Annotated in this window: 20 protein-coding genes; 15 read left to right on the forward strand and 5 right to left on the reverse strand. The window is 67.0% G+C overall.

All coding sequences use genetic code 11. From position 1 onward, the window contains the following. Positions 1 to 184: 184 nt before the first annotated feature. A complete protein-coding gene (locus JZ792_RS07480; protein ID WP_216908212.1) occupies positions 185 to 955 on the reverse strand; it encodes an acyl-[acyl-carrier-protein] thioesterase in 771 nt (256 codons plus the stop codon). Positions 956 to 1181: 226 nt separating this feature from the next. Between JZ792_RS07480 and JZ792_RS07485 the strand changes: the two genes are divergently transcribed. The 3 genes from JZ792_RS07485 to JZ792_RS07495 all read left to right on the forward strand — a co-directional run bounded on the left by JZ792_RS07485 (position 1182) and on the right by JZ792_RS07495 (position 5017). After that, positions 1182 to 2753 (forward strand): serine/threonine-protein kinase, encoded by a 1572-nt coding sequence (locus JZ792_RS07485; RefSeq protein ID WP_216908214.1) that lies wholly within the window; start codon positions 1182 to 1184, stop codon positions 2751 to 2753. Positions 2754 to 2854: 101 nt separating this feature from the next. Then, a complete protein-coding gene (locus JZ792_RS07490; protein WP_216908216.1) occupies positions 2855 to 3829 on the forward strand; it encodes an NADPH:quinone oxidoreductase family protein in 975 nt (324 codons plus the stop codon). Between the two features lie 75 nt (positions 3830 to 3904). Then, on the forward strand, positions 3905 to 5017 hold the full coding sequence (locus JZ792_RS07495; RefSeq protein WP_216908218.1) for a winged helix DNA-binding domain-containing protein: 1113 nt from the start codon (positions 3905 to 3907) through the stop codon (positions 5015 to 5017). Between the two features lie 75 nt (positions 5018 to 5092). Here the strand turns inward: JZ792_RS07495 and JZ792_RS07500 are convergent, their stop codons facing one another. Further along, positions 5093 to 5611 carry an Lrp/AsnC family transcriptional regulator gene (locus JZ792_RS07500; protein WP_216908220.1) on the reverse strand — a complete coding sequence of 173 codons (519 nt, stop codon included), beginning with the start codon at positions 5609 to 5611 and terminating at the stop codon, positions 5093 to 5095. Between the two features lie 160 nt (positions 5612 to 5771). On the opposite strand from JZ792_RS07500, the gene hppD reads away from it, so the two are divergent. The 11 genes from hppD (at position 5772) to JZ792_RS07555 (ending at position 18173) form a co-directional block, all read left to right on the forward strand. Next, positions 5772 to 6950: a 4-hydroxyphenylpyruvate dioxygenase gene (gene hppD / locus JZ792_RS07505; RefSeq protein ID WP_216908222.1), complete on the forward strand. Its 1179-nt coding sequence runs from the start codon at positions 5772 to 5774 to the stop codon at positions 6948 to 6950. A gap of 67 nt (positions 6951 to 7017) precedes the next feature. Continuing rightward, positions 7018 to 7809, forward strand: a complete 792-nt coding sequence (locus JZ792_RS07510; protein ID WP_216908223.1) for an HAD family hydrolase — start codon at positions 7018 to 7020, stop codon at positions 7807 to 7809. A 60-nt stretch (positions 7810 to 7869) separates the two neighbouring features. Beyond that, positions 7870 to 8394, forward strand: coding sequence for a DUF3558 domain-containing protein (locus JZ792_RS07515; RefSeq protein WP_216908225.1), 525 nt, complete (start codon positions 7870 to 7872; stop codon positions 8392 to 8394). 11 nt (positions 8395 to 8405) lie between these two features. After that, positions 8406 to 8948, forward strand: a complete 543-nt coding sequence (locus JZ792_RS07520; protein ID WP_254189463.1) for a DUF3558 domain-containing protein — start codon at positions 8406 to 8408, stop codon at positions 8946 to 8948. 329 nt (positions 8949 to 9277) lie between these two features. Next, the gene (gene rpsL, locus JZ792_RS07525; protein ID WP_109528798.1) at positions 9278 to 9652 is read left to right on the forward strand and encodes a 30S ribosomal protein S12; all 375 of its coding nucleotides are present in this window, start codon (positions 9278 to 9280) and stop codon (positions 9650 to 9652) included. Between the two features lies 1 nt (position 9653). Further along, positions 9654 to 10124, forward strand: a complete 471-nt coding sequence (gene rpsG / locus JZ792_RS07530; RefSeq protein ID WP_040739280.1) for a 30S ribosomal protein S7 — start codon at positions 9654 to 9656, stop codon at positions 10122 to 10124. 226 nt (positions 10125 to 10350) lie between these two features. Then, a complete protein-coding gene (fusA, locus tag JZ792_RS07535; protein ID WP_109528797.1) occupies positions 10351 to 12453 on the forward strand; it encodes an elongation factor G in 2103 nt (700 codons plus the stop codon). 143 nt (positions 12454 to 12596) lie between these two features. Next, positions 12597 to 13787 (forward strand): elongation factor Tu, encoded by a 1191-nt coding sequence (gene tuf, locus JZ792_RS07540; protein WP_109528796.1) that lies wholly within the window; start codon positions 12597 to 12599, stop codon positions 13785 to 13787. A 113-nt stretch (positions 13788 to 13900) separates the two neighbouring features. Beyond that, positions 13901 to 14383: a hypothetical protein gene (locus JZ792_RS07545; protein WP_216908229.1), complete on the forward strand. Its 483-nt coding sequence runs from the start codon at positions 13901 to 13903 to the stop codon at positions 14381 to 14383. A gap of 786 nt (positions 14384 to 15169) precedes the next feature. Next, entirely contained in the window at positions 15170 to 17260 is a 2091-nt protein-coding gene (fusA, locus tag JZ792_RS07550; protein ID WP_216908231.1) for an elongation factor G, read from the forward strand. A gap of 106 nt (positions 17261 to 17366) precedes the next feature. Continuing rightward, positions 17367 to 18173: an alpha/beta fold hydrolase gene (locus JZ792_RS07555; protein ID WP_216908233.1), complete on the forward strand. Its 807-nt coding sequence runs from the start codon at positions 17367 to 17369 to the stop codon at positions 18171 to 18173. A 4-nt stretch (positions 18174 to 18177) separates the two neighbouring features. Here the strand turns inward: JZ792_RS07555 and JZ792_RS07560 are convergent, their stop codons facing one another. From JZ792_RS07560 to JZ792_RS07570, 3 genes are all read right to left on the reverse strand, one after another. Continuing rightward, the gene (locus tag JZ792_RS07560; RefSeq protein ID WP_216908322.1) at positions 18178 to 19368 is read right to left on the reverse strand and encodes a lipase family protein; all 1191 of its coding nucleotides are present in this window, start codon (positions 19366 to 19368) and stop codon (positions 18178 to 18180) included. 93 nt (positions 19369 to 19461) lie between these two features. Further along, positions 19462 to 20094, reverse strand: coding sequence for a TetR/AcrR family transcriptional regulator (locus JZ792_RS07565; RefSeq protein WP_254189464.1), 633 nt, complete (start codon positions 20092 to 20094; stop codon positions 19462 to 19464). A 35-nt stretch (positions 20095 to 20129) separates the two neighbouring features. Next, complete coding sequence (locus tag JZ792_RS07570) at positions 20130 to 20486, reverse strand: SPW repeat domain-containing protein (RefSeq protein WP_216908235.1); 357 nt, start codon at positions 20484 to 20486, stop codon at positions 20130 to 20132. Between the two features lie 188 nt (positions 20487 to 20674). On the opposite strand from JZ792_RS07570, the gene JZ792_RS07575 reads away from it, so the two are divergent. Next, positions 20675 to 21874, forward strand: coding sequence for an NAD(P)/FAD-dependent oxidoreductase (locus JZ792_RS07575; RefSeq protein ID WP_216908237.1), 1200 nt, complete (start codon positions 20675 to 20677; stop codon positions 21872 to 21874). Positions 21875 to 21952 lie beyond the last annotated feature (78 nt).

Consider the following 21952-nt stretch of genomic DNA (forward strand, 5'->3'; position numbering starts at 1 on the left):
TCGTCGACCGTGACGGCTGGAAGGCCATCGACGCCGCCGAGAAGACCGCGGGCAAGGCGGCGGGACGCCCCCGCGTCAAGCTCACCACCCGCGAGGATCTGCTCAAGGCCGCACGCGGCTGAACGAAGCCGGACGCCGGTCGGATCCCGTGATCCGGCCGGCGTCCGCGTGTGGGGACCACTGCCTACGGCAGCGGCATGATCCGCACGACCGTCGTCGTCGTTCCGCCGACGACGAACCACAGGCGAAGAACCGGTCGTCCCGACCGGTCGCCGGGTTCGTAGCGGGCGCGCACCGAGACATGCTGACGCGCCAGCACCGGCGCGACGTATTCGATCACCGCGCGGTGCGGAGCGGCGACCAGTTTCGGGTATTCCACCAGGAACTGTTCCACCGCCTGCCAGTAGCAGGCGTTGTTGACGTGGTTGTACTGGTCGATATCGGTGGCACGCACCGGGAACGGCAAATCGATATCGGATTCCGGCGGGGTGGCGTCGGTGAGGTAGGGCCGCCACCGCAGCCGGTGCTCCTGAGTGGTCTGAGCCAGGTAGGCCAGGCCCTCGTCGCTGATCCTGGCGGGCATGTTGCTCGACTCGCTGATATTGATCCAGAACCCCTCGGTCTCGATCAATCCGCCGTTCTCGCTGGTGATCCGCACTCGCATATTGGTCCACCGCGTCGACATACTCGAGCACCACCGCAGCATCCGTACCTCGTCGGGCCACTGGATGGGCCGGATGACGTCGATCACGGTGCGACGTACGATCCACACCGGATCGGTGCGGTGCAGCGAGGTCCGATGCAGCTGCTCCCAGGCGATATCCTGCAAATAGCGGGCGACGCTGTCGAACCGGAGTCGGTCGTACGGATCCACATCACCAGCCCGGATGGGCCACGCCGAAGCAAAGCCCATGCCCTCCTGGGGAAGCGGGGCGAGTGGCTGATCGAGTGACACTTGTGCTCCTCGCGCTGCACGGTGTGCCGCGTTTTCTTGCGGTGCTGTTGTGAGACGACTTTACGGGGCTCACGTCACACCCTCGCGTCGAGCCGTCTCTACCGACAGGTATTCCCGTCGCCGGGTGTTCGCCGGAAGCGCGTGTCGCGCCCTCCGAGGACGGAGCTCGCGACCGGTGATTTCCACGGGACCGACGCGGCCGCGGCCGGAGCGGTAGCCTGAGTGAATGGCCACGGGGTCCAGGGTGGGTTCTCGATTCGGGCGCTACGAACTGCGCCGTCTACTCGGTGTCGGCGGGATGGGCGAGGTCTACGAGGCCTTCGACACCACCAAGAAGCGCACTGTCGCACTCAAACTGCTCGATGTCGGTCTCGCCAGGGATCCGGAATTCGTCGAGCGGTTCCGCAGGGAGTCGCGTTCGGCCGCCAGACTGCAAGAGCCGCACGTCATTCCGGTGCACGACTGGGGTGAGATCGACGGCGTCCTCTACATCGATATGCGACTGGTGTCCGGTCACGACCTCAAGGATCACATCCGTTCGCACGGCAGACTGGCTCCCGCCGAAGCCGTCTCGGTCATCGAGCAGATCGCCTCCGCGCTGGACGCCGCGCACGAGGCCGGACTCGTGCACCGCGACATCAAACCCGCCAATATCCTGATCACGCGCAACTCCTTCGCCTATCTGGTGGATTTCGGCATCGCGTATTCCCATTCCGACGCGCAATTGACGGGCACCGGCAGCGCGATCGGCTCCTTCGCGTACATGGCCCCGGAGCGTTTCGTCGAGGAGAAGAACACCCCCGATCCCGCGATCGATATCTACTCGCTGGCCTGTGTGCTGTACGAATGCCTGACCGGCGCCGTGCCCTTTCCCGCCAACAGTTTCCCGGTCGCCATCCACTCGCATCAGATGTTGCCGCCGCCGCGCCCGAGTACGAGCGAGCCGGGACTCGCCGCCTTCGACGCGGTCGTGACACGCGGCATGGCGAAAGACCCTCGCGCGCGCTACCGCACGGCGGGTGAGCTGGCCGTCGCCGCCCGCGCGGCCTTCGACCGTGTCGATCACGGGGTCGCGGCGGCGAATGTCGCTCGGGAAGCGCCGACGTACACGCGGCCCGCGCCTCCCGTCGACATCTCGCGGCCCCATCCGACGCGCCGGAGTGCCCCGCGTACGCACCCGTCGGCTCCGCTGCCCATTCCACCGGCGTATCCGCCCGCGCGCCACGGCGACGGCCGGGCCATGCCGATTCTCGTCGGCGCGCTCGGCACGTCGGTGCTGGTCCTGGTCGCGGTCATCGTGATGTGGTGGCTGTGGTCGCCCGACCCGGATCCGACGCCGGTGGCGACCCCGGTCTCCACGCCGACCGCCGTCGCGTCGTCGCACGCCGCGACCTCGTCGGCCGCGTCGGTGCGTACGACCACCGCGTCGCCCACCGCGACCACGACGAAGGAGAGCGCACCGCCGCTGACGGGTTCGGTCGGCGGCACCGACGGACAGGGCTTTGTCGGCGGTCCGCGGTGCAACGCGGCGAATCCGGCGTACGCGATCGGCCGCACCACGGGATCGCGGATCGTCGTCTGCCGGACCGGCGCGGGTAGGTACTACTACAAGGGCGCGCGCGACAGCGACAACCTGGGGATCGAACTGGACGACCCGGTGCCGACCGGCGACGGCGGTTTCACCGTGACGAATCCGCAGGACGGCACCCGGTACGTGATCTCGCCGTCGAGCCTGACGGTGGTGCAGAACGGCAGAACGGTCGCGAGTGAGACGATGATAGAGTTTGCCTCTCGTTGATGAACTCGTGACCGTGCGCGCGGCTCGTTGAGTGCGGTGCGCCGCCGCGGATAGGTTGGATCGCGACGCCGCGGTGGCGTCGTGGACAGAGAGGTCGTCGTATGCGTGCAGCCCGAGTCGCCGAACTGAAGGGTCCGGAAGCGATCGAGATCGTCGAGATCGCGGAGCCCGCCGGATACGAAGGGGCAGTCGTCATCGATGTGCACGCGGCGGGGGTGGCCTTTCCCGACGTGCTGATGACCCGGGGGCAGTACCAGATGGATCCGGGCCTCCCGTTCGTCGTCGGCGGCGAGGTCGCGGGTGTCGTGCGCGAGGCTCCCGACGGTTCGCACGTGGCGCCGGGCGACCGGGTGGTGGCGCTGACCATGCTCGGCAACGCGGTCGCCGAGGTCGCGGTGACACCGGCGGAGATGGTGTTCAAGCTCCCGGACAACATCTCCCTCGAGGCCGGGGCGGGCATTCTCTTCAACGATCTGACGGTGCATTTCTGCCTACGCACCCGGGGCAGGCTGGCACCGGGCGAAACCGTGCTCGTGCACGGCGCCGCGGGCGGGATCGGCACCTCGACGACACGGATGGCCGTCGCGCTCGGCGCGGGCCGGGTGATCGCCGTGGTGAGTACCGAGGAGAAGGCCGAGGTCGCGCGTGCCAACGGCGCCACCGACGTGGTGCTGACCGACGGCTGGCTGGCCGCGGTGAAGGAACTGACCGGCGGACGCGGCGTCGATATCGTGCTCGATCCGGTCGGCGGTGACCGTTTCACCGACAGCGTCAGGTCGCTCGCGCCCGCGGGCAGGCTGCTCGTGGTCGGATTCACCGCAGGCGAGATCCCCACCGTCAAGGTGAATCGCCTGCTGTTCAAGAACGTCGAGGTGACCGGCGCGGCGTGGGGCGAATGGGTGCTGACGCATCCGGGCTACCTGCGCGAACAGTGGGCCGAGGTGGAGCCGCTGCTCGCGTCGGGCAAGATCGCGGCGCCGCTGCCGGTGGTCCACCCGCTCGAAGACGCCGCGGCCGCCGTCGCCTCGCTCGACAACCGCACGGCGAAGGGCAAGGTCGTCGTCGCGGTGCGCTGATCGCGGTGGGTGATCGGTCCGGCGCGGCCGATCACCCTCGTCGCGGAATCGGCCCGCGGGTACGGTGATCCCATCATGAAGCTGTCGAATCGGGTGCTGAATCGGACCCTGCTCGCCCGCCAGCATCTGCTGGAACGCTCGGCGCTGACCGTCGCCGAGATGTGTGACCACCTGATCGGTCTCCAGGCCCAGGACGTTCCCCCGCCGTTCACCGGATTGTGGAGCCGCATAGCCGATTTCGACCCGGAGACGGTATCGGCCGGACTCGATGAGCGTTCCCTGGTCCGGATCACGCTGATGCGCGGCACCATTCACCTGGTGACCCCGCCCGACGCCCTGCGCATCGCGCCGCATATCCAGCCCGAACTCGAAAAGGCGCCGTTCCGTAAGGGTTTCAACTTCGGCGCGATGGTCGGACTCGACCCCGACGAGGTACGCGCGCACGGTGAGGCGGTCCTGGGCGACGAGCCGATGTCGGCCGCGGATATGCGGGCCGAGGCCGCGCGGCTCTACCCGGACCGCGACGCGGGAGCCGTGCTCCAGACGTGGCTGTACCAACTGCCGGTATTGCAGACCCCGCCGCGCGGGAAGTGGAAGAACAACAGCAGGCCGATCTGGTCGCGGGTGCAACCGTGGCTGGGCGCGCCGCTGGAGACGGGCTATCCGTTGGCGGAGTTGCTCGTTCGCTATCTGCGCGCGTTCGGTCCCGCGTCGACCGCGGATATGCAGACCTGGTCCAAACTCACCGGGATCAAACCCGCGCTCGACACCCTCGGCGATCGGCTGCGCACCTACACCGACGATCGCGGCCGCACCCTCTACGACCTCGCCGACGCCGATCTCGCCGATCCGGATCTGCCCGCGCCGGTGCGCCTGCTCGGGTGGTACGACAACGCCGTGCTCGCACACCAGGACCGGACCAGGATCGTCCCGCAGGGCCAGGGCACGCCGTTGCGCGCGTTCGCGACCGCCGTCGCACCGGTGCTGCTCGACGGTTACGTCGCCGGGCTGTACAAGGTCTTCCCGAAGGGGCCCGCGGCGCGATTGCGGATCACGCCGAACCGGGAGTGGTCGGCGGCCGAACGCCGCGATGTCGAGGCCGAGGCACACGCGCTGCTCGCGTTCACCGAGGGTGACAAGGAACCGAGCGTGGAGATACTCGAACCGGGGGAGGATCTGCGGGTCTGACGAGCACGGCGGACATTGTCCCTCGAATCGGTCGGGTTCCCGTCGTCGCGGGCGCGGAATGTCCGCGTGGGCCGGTCACTCGGACGACCGATACGCGGGCGCCTTGCTGCTGTGCGTCGGCGCGAGGGTCCGCAGCAGCGGCAACGACCGTCGGGGCACCACCGTCGACAGCACGATGACACTGTGCGATCGCACCACCGAACTGGTGCGATCGATACTGAGCAGCACCGTCTGCAATCCGGTGTGCGAATCCGCGCCGATCCGGCACAGGACATCGCCGGTGCCGGTGGTCGCGTACGCCTCCAGCACCCCGGGGATGGCGTCCAATTCGGCCGCGACCAGGTCGAGCGCGCCCTGCGCTATCTCCAGCGTGACGAATGCCTGGACATCGAAACCCGCTGCGGTGACGTCGATCTGCGGATCATAGGAGGCGATGACGCCGGACTCCTCCATCCGGCCGATCCTGGATTGGACGGTGGCGCGGGCGACCTTGGTCCGGCGCGACAATTCCAGGATTCCCGCCTTCTGGTACTCGTGCATCGCGGCGAGTATCGCCAGATCGAGTTCGTCCAGTTTCGCCGGTGTTCGAGACATGACAGCCTCCTGTGGGGCGAGGGCGCGGTTGCAGGCCATCCGGCCCGTGCTAGTCGAATTGTCCAGCATAATCGGTGTTCCGCTAGTCGAATTCGCCACACTGCCCACCGAAACCGCGGTCGGTTGCCCAGCGGTGGTCGGCCGGGATTTCCTTGGTCGCATGACCATCGAACAGCTGCCCTCCGCCGGTTCACCGCGCGGACTCGTCGATCTGGTCGACCACGACGTCCACGTCGACCCGTTTCCCGTCATCGGCTGGGACGCCCTGGTCTGGGTGGTCGGCAATGCCACCCAGACCGCGCATTTCCTGCAATCGGCCTTCGGCATGACGCTGGAGGCCTATTCCGGCCCTGAGACGGGAAACCGCGACCACAAGGCGTTCGTCCTGCGCAGCGGCGCGGCCCGCTTCGTGGTGCGCGGCGCGGTCGATCCGGGTAGCGAACTGGTCGCCCACCACGATCGCCACGGCGACGGCGTGGTGGATATCGCGCTGGAGGTGGCGGAGCTGGACCGATGCGTGGAGTGGGCGCGCGCGCACGGCGCGACGATCCTGGTCGAACCGCACGACGAGAGCGACGAATTCGGCACCGTGCGCCTCGCCGCCCTGGCGACCTACGGCGAGACCAGGCATACGCTGGTCGATCGGTCGCGCTACGACGGGCCGTATCTGCCCGGGTACGTGGCGCGCGGTTCCGGCTACGAGCCGCGCGCGGGCCGTCCGGCCCGGCTGTTCCAGGCCATCGACCACGTGGTGGGCAATGTCGAACTCGGCATGATGGATCGCTGGGTGGAGTTCTACCACCGCGTCATGGGCTTCACGAATATGGCCGAATTCGTCGGCGACGATATCGCCACCGAGTATTCGGCGCTGATGAGCAAGGTCGTGGCGAACGGGAATCATCGGGTGAAGTTCCCGCTCAACGAGCCCGCCGTCGGCAAGAAGCGCTCGCAGATCGACGAGTATCTCGATTTCTATCGCGGTCCTGGAGTCCAGCACGTCGCCTTGGCCACCGGCGACATCCTGAACAGTGTCGACGCCCTGCGCCGCGAAGGTGTCGAATTCCTCGACACCCCCGACGCCTACTATTCCGATCCGGAATTGCGGGCCCGGATCGGCCACGTGCGAGTTCCCGTGGAGGAATTGCGGCGACGCGGCATTCTGGTCGACCGCGACGAGGACGGTTACCTGCTCCAGATATTCACCAAACCCGTCGGGGACCGTCCGACCGTCTTCTTCGAACTGATAGAGCGGCACGGATCGCTGGGTTTCGGCAAGGGCAATTTCAAAGCGCTGTTCCAGGCGATCGAACGCGAACAGGACGCCAGGGGCAATCTCTAGCCGGATGTCCGCACGGCACTGCCCGATTCCGGTTTCCGCGCCGCGCGCTCGTAGGGTTCACGCCATCATGCCCACATCCGATGATCCACGCGCCCATGACATTCGAGCGGTCGTCTTCGACTGGCGCGGCACCCTGGTCTGCGAACTCACGCCGTCGGGTTGGGTCCGCGAGGCCCTGCGCCGCGTCGGACGCGACCACGACGACCTCGCCGTCGCCTCGGTGCTGCGGTCCATTCACACGCCCGAATTGCTGACGCGACTACGATCCCCGCTCGGCAATACCAGTGCCCAGCGCCACCGCGACACCTACTACGGCGTTTTCGCGGCGGCCGGCCTGGATGACGAACTCGCCGACGAACTCTGGGCCGTCGAATCGGATCCCACCTACAACCCGTTCGCCGTCGACGCCGCGCGTACTTTGTCGACCCTCGCCGAACACGGGTGCGCGATCGGCGTGCTCAGCAATATCCATTTCGACATCAGGCCGGTCTTCGACCGCGCTGGACTGCTCGATCACATCGACAGTTTCGTCCTGTCCTGCGAACGCGGTGTCCAGAAACCGGATCCGGCCATATTCCGGCTGGCGCTCGACGAACTCGGCACCGGCGCCGAGCACACGCTGATGGTGGGGGACCGGCCCTCCCGCGACGGCGTCGCCGTCGACGTCGGCATGCCGACCCTGCTCGTCCCGCCGCTGACCGATCCCGCGCGCAGCAGCCTGCACCTGGTCACCATGACCGTCGGCGCGCACCGGCAGCACCCGCCCGCGCGCCACGGCGACGGCAGGCGCGGGCACGGGCGGGCGCACGGTGACCATCGGGGGCACGGTGAGCATCGCGAGCATGTCGCAGTGGTGTAGCGACGATCCGGTGACAGCGGCGCCGGAGGCGGTCGCGCCGAACACAGTAGAGTTCACGGCATGCGGATCTCGTCGGCGCTCCTCACCGGTATGGCTCTGACGCTGGTGCTGTCGGCCTGCGGCTCGGACGGTGACTCGGGCGATTCCGCCCCGCTACGCCCGCCGCCGAAGGTGGCCTCGCTCGGCCCGTTCGTCGGGGAGTGCGGTCACGTCACCGACGACGAAGTGCGCGATATCGCGGGGCTCGGGCAGGTCTCGCGCGTCTTCAAGAATTCGACGGGCTGCAACTGGCAGTCGGCCGGGTCGTCCTCGCCCAGCGTGACCTTCGCCTCCTACCGTGGCAGCCCGATCGATCGGGAGAAGGCCTGGGTGACCAGTGTCGGCCGCGCGCCGGACACCATCGAGGTCGGCGGACATCCCGGCTGGCGCGCGCTCGACCCCAGCGGAACGGTCTGCGATCTGGCGATCCAGCTCGATGACGATTTCTTCGAATGGTCGATGTCCTACGGGATCTTCCAGGCCACGGGCAATCCGTGCGACAAGACCTACAAGCTGGCCGAACTGACCGTGCAGCGGTTGAAATGAGAGGCGTGGCGATGATCGGCAGACGAGCGGGAATCGCGGTCACCGCGCTGGCGCTTGCCGCCACCGCGGCGGGATGCGGTCAGACGATCTCGGGAACCGCCTACCCCGCGGGCGGAAGTCAGTCGGTGAACACCAATTTCGACAAGCTGCTGCGCGAATGCGAAGTGGTCGAACCGGAGAAGATCGGCGAGGCGGTCGGCGACGCCACCTACGTCAGCGGTTCGTTCAACGGCGCGGTGTGCATGTGGGATGTCGAGGACGCGCCGGGCGGCAACGCCATGGTCACCCTGAACTGGTACGAGATCGGGTCGCTGAACAACGAGAAGGCCACCAACGACAAACTGGGCTACACGACCGGGAATATCACCGTGCAGGGCCGACGTTCACTGGAGACGCGCAGGCCCAACGATCCCGACTCCTGCGGTGTCACCGCCAGCGCCGCCGATACCGGTGTGGTGGGCTGGTGGATCAACTATCGGGCGGGTTCGTCCCATCCCGATCCGTGCGCGGCGGCCAAGAAGCTGGTCGAGCTGACCTTGAACCTGGCCCGCTAGGCGTGTCGCTCGTGGACCCACTTTGACCCTGTAGCGCAACCGCGAGTATCGTGGATCGCTGTGCCCGGAACCTTGCGGGCAAATTCGTGCTCTGACGTAAGCCAGCGAAAGCGGCCGACCTCTCCGGCGTGCCTGGATTCCGGGATACGCATGGCGCACGACACGCCCGACCTCGGGACGCGAGAAACGTGGTCGGACGTGCGAGTGAAGGCTCGATGAAAGCGGGATGAACGTCGGTCCGACGGGCGCGAGCCCAGGACCCGGGAATGCCGCCAACTGAACAGACATGAAGTTCCAGACACCGCGTTACTAATAAGGAAAGCCGGTCTATGCCAACCATCAACCAGCTGGTCCGCAAGGGTCGCCAGGACAAGGTCTCCAAGACCAAGACCGCGGCCCTGAAGGGGAGCCCGCAGCGTCGAGGCGTGTGCACCCGCGTGTACACCACGACCCCGAAGAAGCCGAACTCCGCGCTGCGCAAGGTCGCGCGTGTTCGCCTGACCAGCGCGGTCGAGGTCACGGCGTACATCCCGGGTGAAGGCCACAACCTGCAGGAGCACTCGATGGTGCTCGTGCGCGGCGGTCGTGTGAAGGACCTCCCCGGCGTTCGTTACAAGATCATCCGCGGCTCGCTCGACACCCAGGGCGTGAAGAACCGCAAGCAGGCCCGCAGCCGTTACGGCGCCAAGAAGGAGAAGAGCTGATATGCCACGCAAGGGCCCCGCACCCAAGCGTCCGCTGATCAACGACCCGGTCTACGGGTCGCCGCTGGTCACTCAGCTGGTCAACAAGATCCTGCTGGACGGCAAGAAGTCCACCGCCGAGCGCATCGTCTACGGCGCGCTGGAGCAGGCTCGCGAGAAGACCGGCACCGATCCGGTCGTCACCCTCAAGCGCGCGCTCGACAACGTCAAGCCCGCACTCGAGGTCAAGCCGCGCCGCGTCGGTGGCGCCACCTACCAGGTGCCGGTCGAGGTTCGTCCGGGCCGCTCCAACACCCTCGCGCTGCGCTGGCTGGTCAACTACTCGCGGGCTCGTCGTGAGAAGACCATGGTCGAGCGTCTCGCCAACGAACTGCTCGACGCCAGCAACGGCCTCGGCGCTTCGGTCAAGCGTCGCGAGGACACCCACAAGATGGCCGAGTCGAACCGGGCCTTCGCGCACTACCGCTGGTGATGCCATCCCGGCCCGTCGCTGGTGTCGGCGCCGGAAGGCACACGGCAGGAACGGTCGGGGTCCGGTGGCGGCAGCCAGTCGCCACCACGTAGGACCCGACGGAACCTGCCTGGTCGATACAGTCGGGCGGGGCACCCAGGTGTCGCTTCCGGCGTTGACATAGCGATGACCCGAACAGGGTCTCGTACCAGAAGATCCCAACTAGCTACGAGCGGGGAAGATTTCCGTGGCACAGGACGTGCTCACCGACCTGAACAAGGTCCGCAACATCGGCATCATGGCCCACATCGATGCCGGTAAGACCACCACTACCGAACGCATCCTCTTCTACACCGGTATCACCTACAAGATCGGTGAGGTCCATGACGGCGCGGCCACCATGGACTGGATGGAGCAGGAGCAGGAGCGTGGCATCACCATCACCTCCGCTGCCACCACCTGCTACTGGAACGACAACCAGATCAACATCATCGACACCCCCGGGCACGTCGACTTCACCGTAGAGGTGGAGCGGTCGCTGCGCGTGCTCGATGGCGCCGTCGCGGTCTTCGACGGTAAAGAAGGCGTCGAGCCCCAGTCCGAGCAGGTGTGGCGTCAGGCCGACAAGTACAACGTGCCGCGTATCTGCTTCGTCAACAAGATGGACAAGCTCGGTGCCGATTTCTACTTCACCGTGCAGACCATCAAGGACCGCCTCGGCGCGCGTCCGCTGGTTCTCCAGCTGCCGATCGGCGCCGAGGACACCTTCGAGGGCATCGTCGACCTGGTCGAGATGAACGCGAAGGTCTGGAAGGGCGAGACCAAGCTCGGCGAGAAGTACGAGGTCGAGGAAATCCCGGCCGATCTCAAAGAGCGGGCCGAGCAGTACCGTCAGGAACTGCTCGAGACCGTGGCCGAGTCCGACGAGGCGCTGCTCGACAAGTTCGCCAACGAGGAAGAGCTCACGATCGAGGAGATCAAGGGCGCCATCCGCAAGATGACGGTCAACTCCGAGCTCTACCCGATCCTGTGTGGTTCGGCGTTCAAGAACAAGGGCGTTCAGCCCATGCTCGACGCCGTGATCGACTACCTGCCCACGCCGCTGGACGACGGTGGCACCGACGGTCACGTCCCGGGTAAGGAAGAGGAGATCATCCACCGCGAGGCGAGCGTCACCGCGCCGTTCTCGGCGTTGGCGTTCAAGATCGCCGTGCACCCCTTCTTCGGCAAGCTGACCTACGTCCGGGTGTACTCGGGCAAGGTCGACTCCGGCGCCCAGGTCATCAACTCGACCAAGGGCAAGAAGGAGCGTCTGGGCAAGCTCTTCCAGATGCACTCCAACAAGGAGAACCCGGTAGGCGAGGCCCAGGCGGGCCACATCTACGCGGTCATCGGTCTGAAGGACACCACGACCGGCGACACCCTGTGCGATCCGCAGAACCAGATCGTGCTGGAGTCCATGACCTTCCCGGACCCGGTCATCGAGGTCTCGATCGAGCCGAAGACCAAGTCCGACCAGGAGAAGCTGGGCACCGCGATCCAGCGTCTCGCCGAAGAGGATCCGACCTTCTCGGTGAAGCTGGACGACCAGACCGGTCAGACCATCATCGGCGGCATGGGCGAACTCCACCTGGACATCCTGGTGGACCGCATGCGTCGCGAGTTCAAGGTCGAGGCCAACGTCGGCAAGCCGCAGGTGGCCTACCGCGAGACCATCACCAAGAAGGTCGAGAAGCTCGAATTCACCCACAAGAAGCAAACGGGTGGCTCGGGTCAGTTCGCGAAGGTGATCATCGCCCTCGAGCCGTTCGTCGGCGAGGACGGTGCGCACTACGAATTCGAGAACAAGGTCTCCGGTGGTCGCGTCCCGCGTGAGTACATCCCTTCGGTGGACGCCGGTGCGCAGGATGCCATGCAGTACGGTGTGCTCGCCGGATACCCGCTGGTCAACCTCAAGGTGATCCTGCTCGACGGTGCTTACCACGACGTCGACTCCTCGGAGATGGCGTTCAAGATCGCCGGCTCGCAGGCCCTCAAGGAAGCGGCCCGCAAGGCCGGTCCGGTGATCCTCGAACCGCTCATGGCGGTCGAGGTCATCACGCCCGAGGATTACATGGGCGAAGTGATCGGCGACCTGAACTCCCGCCGTGGCCAGATCCAGGCCATGGAGGAACGCAGTGGTGCCCGTGTCGTCAAGGCGCTGGTTCCGCTCTCGGAGATGTTCGGCTACATCGGTGACCTGCGGTCGAAGACCCAGGGCCGGGCGAACTACTCCATGGTGTTCAACTCGTACGCGGAGGTTCCGGCCAACGTGTCGAAGGAGATCATCGCCAAGGCGACCGGCGAGTAGTACCTGTTCGGGGCCGAGTTGCGCGCTAGTGGCAAACTTGGCCCCGGCAACCGGGCGCATGTTCCACCCGATCCCCGCGCCCGCGGGGATGATCCACGCACTGCTGCAACTGCACGCACCAACAAGTCCAGGAGGACACCAAAGTGGCGAAGGCGAAGTTCGAGCGGACGAAGCCGCACGTCAACATCGGCACCATCGGTCACGTCGACCACGGCAAGACCACGCTGACTGCAGCGATCACCAAGGTGCTGGCTGACAAGTACCCGGATCTGAACGAGGCCTCGGCCTTCGATCAGATCGACAAGGCGCCGGAGGAGAAGGCTCGTGGTATCACGATCAACATCTCCCACGTCGAGTACCAGACCGAGAAGCGCCACTACGCGCACGTCGACGCCCCGGGTCACGCCGACTACATCAAGAACATGATCACCGGTGCGGCGCAGATGGACGGCGCCATCCTCGTGGTCGCGGCGACCGACGGCCCGATGCCGCAGACCCGCGAGCACGTGCTGCTCGCCCGTCAGGTCGGCGTGCCCTACATCCTGGTCGCACTGAACAAGTCCGACATGGTCGACGACGAGGAAATCCTCGAGCTCGTCGAGATGGAGGTCCGCGAGCTGCTGGCTTCGCAGGAGTTCGACGAGGATGCCCCCGTCGTGCGCGTGTCCGGTCTGAAGGCGCTCGAGGGCGACCCGAAGTGGACCGAGTCGGTGCTGGAACTGATGGCTGCCGTCGACGAGTCCATCCCGGACCCGGTTCGTGACACCGAGAAGCCGTTCCTGATGCCGGTCGAGGACGTGTTCACCATCACCGGTCGTGGCACCGTCGTCACCGGTCGTGTCGAGCGCGGCATCATCAACGTGAACGAAGAAGTCGAGATCGTCGGCATCAAGCTCGAGAAGACCAAGACCACGGTCACCGGTATCGAGATGTTCCGCAAGCTGCTCGACCAAGGCCAGGCGGGCGATAACGTCGGTCTGCTGGTTCGTGGCATCAAGCGCGAAGATGTCGAGCGCGGCCAGGTCGTCGTCAAGCCGGGTACCACCACCCCGCACACCGAGTTCGAGGGCCAGGCGTACATCCTGTCCAAGGACGAGGGCGGCCGCCACACCCCGTTCTTCAACAACTACCGTCCGCAGTTCTACTTCCGTACCACGGACGTGACCGGCGTCGTTACCCTCCCCGAGGGCACCGAGATGGTCATGCCGGGCGACAACACCGAGATGCTGGTCAAGCTGATCCAGCCGGTCGCCATGGACGAGGGCCTGCGCTTCGCCATCCGCGAAGGTGGCCGCACCGTCGGTGCCGGTCGCGTCACCAAGATCATCAAGTGATTCCCTGAATCGCTGATCTCTCCGAACGGCGTCGCTCCCACGGGAGCGGCGCCGTTCCGCGTTTTCGCAGTTCGGCGCTGGCGTGTCGGAAGTTCCTAGGTAGTGTGGATGTTATGAGCGCTGCCTATGACGTGGTCCCTTTCAGCGAACTACTGCACAAGCCCGCGGTGACCACAAGCCTGCTGGACGACGTGCGGTTCCTACGGTTGCGCCGCCGGGACGCCGATGATCTCGCGCTCATGCGGGTATCGCAGCTGGACGCCGAGGGTGTCGTCGTCGATTTCACCGCGCGGTTGCTCGGTGGGCTGGTCCGTCGCCTCGGAGCGGAGGCTGTGCGAGACGTCCTGCCCGATGCGGTCCCGTGGGTGACTTTCCTGCCCGCCGCGGATCTCGACCAGTTTCTCGCCGAGCTGGTCGCGGTGGCCCAGGGGGCGGCAGCGCTGGAAAATCTCGCGCCCCTCGCCATCCTGTTGACGCAATGGCGGCATACGGCCGAGATTCACGCGGACCCGGCGTTGCTGGCGATTCTCACCCGCGAGCCGGAAGGCGATCTCGGCCCGGTCCCGGTGCCGGACTCCGAGGGGCCTTCCCGGTGAGTCCGAAGCGCGGCGACCGGGCCGCTCCGCCTGCGGTCGGCGGGGAATTCGAAATCCGTTTCGCGACCACCGAAGCCTGCACGGGCTGGGACCAACTGGCGCAGCATGCGTCGGCCAACCCGCGGCGAGCGTTCGAGGCGATTCGGTCGGATCCCAGATCGTCGGCCAACCCGGAAAGGCAACATCGACTGAAGGGGGCACTGGGGTCGGCGACGTGGAAGGGCACGGCCTTGGAACGATGGCAGTACGAAGTCACCGGCGGCGGCAGAATCTGGTACCTCATCGATGACGAACGTCGAACCTGCTGGATAGCGTATGCCGGAACGGGGCACCCGAAGACCACGGAGTAGCCGCTGCCGGGGTGTGAGTGTTTGCCTGTCCGAGTATGCGTTTCGTAGGCCAATACCCTACGAAACGCATACTTCTCGCCGTCGACACGGATCGTGGGGATGCTCTCCGCCCGAGTTGTGCGATCCGGTCCACGGTCGGTCGATATGTGTCGCGGATTCATGCAGATCCATCCACAGGGAGCTGTGGTGACCTGTGCACAAATACGGAACAGCGTTGACGGCGACGTTGTCCCCCGCGATATTCGGTCGACAGTGGACACCGCCGAGGGGTACAAACGAGCCATGGTTACAGCAGGTCCGCGCGCGCGGTAGTCGAAGGCAGTGTCACGGTGGCGCTGTTCGCGCCGCGCTGACACGCTCGTGCCGTCACCGGAACGCGTCAACTCGGCGAGCGTCTTTCTCTGGACGAAACCAGTTGATGGAGTGGGGGATTCCCATGACGCGTGCTATTTTCGCCGATCCGGTCCGGGTCCGCAATATCGGGATCACGGCGCATATCGATGCCGGGAAGACGACGACGACCGAACGCATCCTGTTCTACGCGGGTGTCACCTACAAGATCGGTGAGGTGCACGACGGGAACGCGGTGATGGACCGGATGGCGCAGGAGCGCGAGCACGGCATCACCATCGCCGCCGCGGCGACGACCTGTTTCTGGAACGACTGCCAGATCAATCTCATCGATACGCCGGGCCACGTCGATTTCACCGTCGAGGTGGAACGGTCGTTGCGGGTACTCGACGGCGCGGTCGCGGTTTTCGACGCCAAGGAAGGGGTCGAGCCGCAGACGGAGCAGGTGTGGCGTCAGGCCGACAGGTACGGCGTGCCGCGGATCTGTTTCGTGAACAAGATGGACAAGGTCGGCGCGGACTTCCTGTTCACCGTTCGGACCATCGAGGAACGGCTCGGGGCCACCCCATTGGTGATCCAGTTGCCGATCGGCGCCGAGGGCGGTTTCGAGGGCATCGTCGACCTGGTCGAGATGACCGCGAAGGTGTGGCGTGGCGATACCGGGCTGGGCCGACGGTTCGAGGTCGTCGAGATACCGGTCGAACTGCGCGAGCGGGCGGCCCGTTACCGCGCGCTGCTGTTGGAAGCGGTCGCGGAGGCGGATGAGGTGATGCTCGAGCATTTCGTGGCGGGCACGCAACCGTCCGTCGCGGAGTTGAAGGCCGCGATCCGCGGGCTGACGGTGCGTTCGTCGGCGTATCCGGTGCTGTGCGGGTCGGCGTTCAAGAACAAGGGCGTGCAGCCGATGCTCGACGCGGTCGTCGACTATCTGCCCTCGCCGTTGGACGCGGGCGGCGCGGACGGATATCGCCACGGTGACGAACTCGCGGTCGTGCATCGGGACGCGACGGTCGACGAACCGTTCACGGCACTGGTGTTCAAGGTCGCGGCGCACCCGCACTTCGGCAGGCTCACCTACCTGCGGGTGTACGCGGGCACCATCGAAAGCGGTGCCGCCGTTGTCAATTCGACGAAGGGACGAAAGGAGCGGATGGGCAGACTGTTCCAGATGCATTCGGATCGGGAGATCCCGATCGAGCGGGCGCGGGCCGGGCAGATCTGCGCCGTCGTCGGTCTGAAGAACACCACGACCGGTGACACCCTGTGCGATCCGGACGATTCGATCGTGCTGGAGCCGATGACCTTCCCGGAGCCGGTGCTCGAGGTGTCCGTCGCGCCGAGGACCGCCTCCGATCAGGAGCGGCTCGCGCCCGCGATCCAATGGTTCGCCGAGGAGGATCCGACGCTGTCGGTCACGGTCGACGCCGAGACCGGTCAGACCGTCCTCGGCGGCATGGGCGAACTGCATCTGGAGATCGTCCTCGACCGGATCCGGCGGGAATTCCGGGTCGAGGCCGAGACCGGTAAGCCACGGGTGGCCTACCGCGAGACCGTCACGACCGCCGTGGACCGGCACGAACACCTCCATCGCAAGCAGGTGGGCGGGCACGGCCAGTTCGCGAAGGTGGTGATCGCGGTGGTGCCGTTCGACGGCGCGGTCTACGAATTCGAGAGCCGGGTGACCGGTGGTCGGGTGCCCAAGGAGTACATCCCCGCGATCGACGCGGGTGCGCAGGACGCGCTGCGCAGCGGTGTGCTCATCGGCGCCCCGGTGGTGAATGTGCGGGTGGTGTTGCTCGACGGCGCGGCACACGCACAGGATTCCTCGGAGCTCGCGTTCCGCATCGCGGGCGCGCAGGCGGTGCGTGACGCGCTCGCGTCGGCCCGTCCGGCGTTGCTGGAGCCGGTGATGGCGGTGGAGGTGGTCACTCCGCCGGCGTACCTCGGCGAGGTCATCGGTGATCTGAACGCGCGGCGCGGCCGGATCACGGCGATGACGGAGCGTGGCGGGGCCCGTGTCGTGACGGCACTGGTTCCGCTGCGGGAGATGTTCGGCTACATCGGCGACCTGCGGTCGCGGACCCAGGGCCGGGCGAACTACGCCCTGGTCTTCGATTCGTACGCGCGGGTGCCCGACGAGGTGGCCGCGCGGCTGATCGCGAAGAATCCGGGCTGACCGGTCGAACGGCGTCGTCCCTCGGGGCGGCGCCGTTCGAGCGCGACGGCCGTGCCGCGACGATCTTGTCCGACATGATCGCGCGGTCTCGGTGACCATGGAGTGCATGAGCAAGCTCGATGTGGAATTCGCGGTCGCCACCGGCGCGCTCGCCGACGATCTGCCCTATTACGCGTTCGGTGCGGGCCGGCCGCTGGTCTTCCTGCGCTGGTTCAGTCCCGACCACGCGAATCCGACCGGATGGACACGGAATTCCGAGATCAGGACGCTGGCCGGACTGGCGCGCCGGTTCCGGGTCTACGCGGTGAGTCGCGCGCCCGGGATGGCGGCCGGGACGACGATGGCCGATATCGCGGATCAACACGCGCGGGCGCTGCGATCGGAATTCGGCGGCCCGGTGGATGTGCTCGGCATCTCTTCGGGCGGTTCGGTGGGTCTGCAACTGGCCGCCGATCATCCGGATTCGGTGCGCCGCCTGGTGATAGCGGCGGCCGGATACCGGTTGGAGGAGCAGGCGCGCGCCGATCAGCTCGGATACGCCGAGGCCGCCGCGGCCGGGCATCGCGCGCTGCACCATATGGCGCCGCATTCGTCGCAGGTGCGGGACCGGCTGCTCACCGCGGCCATGTGGCTGGCCGATCCCTTCCTGCGGCCGGTCGATCCGGCCGACACCCTGGCGTTCGTGCGCGCCGAGGACGCCTTCGACCTGTCGGGTCGACTCGGCGAGATCGAGGCGCCGACCCTGGTGATCGGCGGTGAGCGCGACGAGTACTACCCGACCGCGAATTTCCGCCGGACCGCCGACGGCATTCCGCGGTCGCATCTGATCATCTACCCGGATGTCGGGCATATCGGCGCGATCACGCACCGCCGGTTCGCCCGCGACATCGCCGAATTCCTCGACGCGGAGTGAGCTGTCAGCAGTTCGACGGCGCCGGTTCGCCGCGGAAGCGGGCGTCGAGCCAACCGAGGACGAAGGGCACGCCGAGCACCGCCGTCGACATGTGTTCGGGAGAGATCGTCGTATCCGCTTGCAGCCGTACGCCCGCGGCGCAGTAGCGCCGGTTCGTGGCGACGATCGAATCCACCGGGATCAACGGGTCGGAAGCGGAATGCCATTCGTAGACGGGGATTCTCGGAGTCCCGTCGAAGAATTCGAGACTGTTCTCCTCCAGTACCGCCCTGGCGTCTCGGTTCGTCATCAGCGACATATCGCTCGCGAAATCCATCACGCTCTTTCCCGCGCCGACGGCGAGAATTTCGTTGGTACATCCGTTCGCGAGCACATCCCGGGCCCAAAGGCCCCGGGGATTCAGCGATTCACCGATCGGCAAACGGTCCGGGTATTCGCGTTCGAGCCCGATGGCGGCGGCCATGATCAAACCGAAGGCCGGGTGCGGGGCGGTGTTCACCGCTTCGATCATCCGCACCAGATTCGTCGGCACTCCGCCCGCCGCCGCGCCGACGATATCGAGTTCGGGCGCGTAGGTCGGCGCGAGCGCGGCCGCCCACGCGGTCGCCATGCCGCCGCCGGAATATCCCGCCATGGCGACGGGGCTGCGGTGCAGATTCAGCCCCGGCACCGCACGTGCCGCGCGGATTCCGTCCAGCGTGATCTGTCCTCCGAGCCTGGCGGCGCCGTAGGCGAAGGTGGGGCCGAGGTGGTCGGGCAGGGCGACGCTCCACCCGCGCGCGAGCACCGCGTTCAGCGCGACAGCCTCGCGGACCTGCAAATTCGGATCGGGACTGTAGAGGACTCGCGAGACAGCGCATCGTGGGCCGAGCGCGTTGATGATGTGCTGGTAGGACAGCAGCGGTCCGTCGGGGACGCGCCACTGCGGGGTGAGCAGGGTCGAGGTCGCCGCGATGGGCAGACCCTGTGAATTCGTCGAGCGGAATTTCACCAGGGTCACCGCGGTGCCGGGAAACATCGCCAGCGGCGGCATCGGGCGGGTTTCGAGTACTTCACCCGGCGATTTCTCGGCGATATCGGCGGGAGCCGCGTAGATGGGGTCGGGATCGGGTGTCGGATAGAGCGGAACGGCCCCGGCACTGCCGGGGCCGAACAGGGATATCACGGTAGCGCCCGAGAGCAGCGCGGCGCCTATGGCGCGAAATACATGATTTCGATCTTTGGTCGGAATCTGCACGCGCGATGAATATCACGCGCGCGCGAACGAAATCGTGGACACGCGCGCGGTTCAGCCAAGTTGTGTCATCCCCGCCGCGACCACCCTGGCGACCTCGACGATATCGTCGGCCGACGGCGACGCCATTCCGTCGAGCGCGTGCAACCGATCCGTGCCCGCCATGGCGAACATCGCCGAGACCCACGTGGCGGCCGCGGCGCTCACGGTGCCTGGCCGCACCGTGACCGGGGTACTGGCCCGCAACACCCGCGCGGTGACGTCGAGCAGTTGGTCACGCAGGTGGCGCAGCTGACGCCGCACGTCCGGGTGTGTGTCGGCCTCGCGCCACATGATGACCCGCAGCACCGAGGAATCGTGATCGCGCAGATTCAACGCGTTGTCGAGATTGACCAGACTCCGGGCCGGATCGCCCGGTGCGACCACGGTGTCGATATCGCCGATGGGGTGGGCGGGCACCCGTTCGGTCATCAAGGTGGACAGGATCGAATCCTTGGTGGGGAAGTAGTAGAAGACCAGACCCTTGGGCACACCGGCTGCGGAGGCGATGGCCGCGGTCGCCGTCGCGTCGAAACCCTGGGCGGCGAAGAGTTCCTCGGCGGCGTCGAGGATGAGGCGGCGGGCGTCGCCGTCGACTTTGGCGCTCCGGCGACGCCCGCCCGCCCGCTGGGGATTCGGCATCTGCATCGGTGGCGAGCCCTACCTTCCGCTGTCCGGTCGCATCAGTGGTGCGCCGCGGTGCGGTGCATGCGTGCCGACATCGCGGGCAGCGCCGCCACGGCGACCACGACGGTCACCACTCCCACGACCCACGCGGTCCAGGATGCGCCCCGGTAGGCGGTGAAGTCCATCGCCCACGGCGCGAGGAACAGCAGCGCGCCGAACAGGCCCATGGCGTAGTCCAGTGCGCCCATGGCGGGCCGATAGATCTGCGCGGCGCCGGTGAGTGCGATCAGGACGCCGAGCACCACCAGTGACCACACGGCGCGGTCGTTGGTGTCGACCCACAGCGGTGACAGTGCCGCGACGGCGCCGAGCACGACGGCGAGGCCGTCCTGGGCGCGGTTCTCGGTGAACATGGAGTGCCTCCTCGGGCTCGAAAATATGTGGTGACCTCGGTATAGTCCTCATTGACCGAGCGGTCAATATCGGAGTGGACAAGATTGGGCCGCGACATCGCGGGCGCCGTGGCGGGGAGGTAGCGACCCACCTCGGACAGAGCGAGAGTTATGGTGCTGAGTAACAGTTGGGTGAAGGGATGGCCGCAATGACAGCGCCGATCGTGATCATCGGGGCCGGCCTCGCCGGCCTGCGCACCGCCGAGGAACTTCGTCGTGCGGGTTACGAGGGCGAACTCGTCCTCGTCGGGGAGGAATCGCGGCTGCCCTACGACCGGCCGCCGCTGTCGAAGCAGTTCGTGCGCGGCGAAACCGACGACACCACCCTGCGGCCCGCCGAATTCTTCGACGAGAAGGCCATCGAGGTGCGCTTGGGCGCGGGAGCCACCGGTGTCGACACCGCGGCCCGCACGGTGACACTGGCCGACGGCAGCACCGTCGAATACGACAAACTCATCATCGCCACGGGTCTTCGCCCGCGCCGGATCCCCGGCCTACCGGAGCTGAAGGGCGTGCACGTGCTGCGCGACCACTCCGACGCCGCCGCGCTGCGCGACGAACTGAAGAGCGCCAAGACCGCCCTCGTGGTCGGCGCGGGATTCATCGGGTGCGAGCTGGCGTCGAGTTTCCGTGACAGCGGCGTCGAGGTGGTGCTGATCGAGCCGCAGCCGACGCCGCTGGCGTCGGTGCTCGGCGAGAAGATCGGCGCGCTGGTCGCCCGGCTGCACACCGCCAAGGGCGTCGATCTGCGGTGCGGTACCGGCCTGGACACCCTGCTCGGTGACGACGAGGGCCGGGTGCGCGGCGCGCGGCTGGCCGACGGCACCGAGGTCGCCGCGGATCTGGTCGTCATCGGCGTCGGTTCGCGACCGGCCACCGAATGGCTCACCGATTCCGGTATCGAACTGGCCGAACCCACCGCGGGCGGCGGTGTGCTCGCCGACGAGGTGGGCCGGACCTCCGCCGCGGATGTCTGGGTGCTGGGCGACGTCGCGGCGTGGCTGCACGAGACCGGACAGCGCAAGCGGGTCGAGCACTGGACCAATGCCGGTGAGCAGGCCAAGCTGCTCGCCTGCGCGATGCTCGGGGTCGATGTGCCCTCGATCGCGCGGGTGCCGTATTTCTGGAGCGACCAGTACGACCTCAAGATCCAGGCGCTCGGTACGCCCGGCGCGGGTGACGACGTCGACATCGTCACCGACGACGGCCGTAAGTTCCTCGCGTACTACTCCCAGGGCGGCAACCTCACCGGCGTGGTCGGTGCGGGTGTGACGGCCCAGGTCATGAAGGCTCGCGCCAAGATCGCCGCGGGCGCGCCCGTCGCCGATCTGCTGACTCCGACGACCTGACGCGCCGATGCCGCCGTCGGACCCGGCCGGTGCGTCACCACGGTGGCGACTCCGGCCGTGTCCGGGCGCGCGGCGACC

It is taken from the genome of Nocardia noduli, from assembly GCF_019038455.1.
Classification (GTDB): Bacteria; Actinomycetota; Actinomycetes; order Mycobacteriales; family Mycobacteriaceae; genus Nocardia; species Nocardia noduli.